Here is an 869-nt window from a genome sequence, read left to right as displayed (position 1 = left end):
GCCAGCATGACGATCTGTTGAATCGCCATCGCCGTGTGCCGGTGCGGCCCTTCCAGATACCCCGCAAAATCACTCGCCATCACACTGGCCTGGGCCAACGATTCACAGGTGTGGGCCAACAGGTCTTCGTCTTTAATATCCGGCGCGACCATATACATCGTGCTCGGCTTGCGGGCCGCGGGGGATTTGAGGGCGGAGGGGTTGAGGTAGTGATCGAGCGCGCGGTTAGCGGCGTCGTGGAGTTTTTTCGAATCGAGGGATTCGTAGGGGGAAACGTTGTCGGTTTCTGGGGGATTCGGGGTTGCTTTGAACATGATTACACCTCTGGGATGAAATGGAGCCACTTCCAAATTGCCGCGATGCAATTTGGGGTGGCAGCTGTACGCGGGTTCGCGGACCGATCCCAGAGGCATATCTCGGCATACCCGAAGGTATCCCGCGCACAGTCGCCATGACACGAAACGACAGACACCCAAAAGTGTTGTTGTTCGGTGGAGCGATTATGCCTCAAGAATCGAGCCGCGACGCCCGGACGCTGAATTGTCAGCGACGGACAAAGGCTAGAGACGCAGCGTCCGACGGGCAACCTGAAAAACATGTGGGAAGGTTCTGATGTTTTTACCGATCTATAAACATCGTTGCCTGTGAGGCAGCCATCGCGGGCAAGCCCGCTCCCACAGGGTCGGCGTACATCCGGGGGAAATTGGTCGGCTGTCAAACAGCCCTTGAAAGGCCAATGGCGATCCCCGTAGGAGCGAGGCTTGCCCGCGAAGGCGGCCTGACAGCCAACCAATCTCTTGCAGATGCACACGGTTCAATTGTAGGAGCGAGGCTTGCCCGCGAAGGGGGCCTGACAGCCAACCAATCTC

Annotated in this window: 1 protein-coding gene; it reads right to left on the bottom strand. The window is 58.0% G+C overall.

The features are described 5' to 3' along the window. Positions 1–314, bottom strand: a 314-nt coding sequence (locus tag PMI36_RS04425) for a DUF6124 family protein (RefSeq protein WP_008075236.1), incomplete at its 3' end; no start/stop codon positions are given. Positions 315–869: the final 555 nt, after the last annotated feature.

This window comes from Pseudomonas sp. GM79, from assembly GCF_000282495.1.
Lineage (GTDB): Bacteria > Pseudomonadota > Gammaproteobacteria > Pseudomonadales > Pseudomonadaceae > Aquipseudomonas.
This window is presented reverse-complemented; position numbering and strand designations above follow the sequence as displayed.